At 58.0% G+C, this 286-nt stretch carries 1 protein-coding gene; it reads right to left on the reverse strand.

The features are described from left to right. Window positions 1-54 precede the first annotated feature (54 nt). On the reverse strand, window positions 55-286 hold a 232-nt coding region (locus tag ACW9IB_RS29525), incomplete at its 5' end, for an RHS domain-containing protein (protein WP_457416861.1).

Below are 286 nucleotides of genomic sequence, written 5' to 3' on the forward strand. Positions count from 1 at the left end.
GATTTTTCCCGCGTCGAGTCGGGCGATTTCACCGTAGGCGCGGTAGTGTGCGGACTATACGATTTCGCCGTCGGGGGCGGTGAGTTCCTGGGGCGTGCCCAGGTGGTCGAGTTGGTAGTGGTAGGGCTTGGTTTGTTTTGGGCCAAAGCCTTCCAGTAAAGCCAGCGGCCGGAAGCTGTCGGGTTCGTAGAGGTAGCTGCGATGCCGATCCTTGTGATGCTCGGCAATCAGCTTGTTGCCTTGCCAAAAAAACTCCGTGGTAACGCCGTCGACGGTTTTGCTGATG

This window comes from Pseudomonas sp. SDO524_S393 (assembly GCF_054071875.1).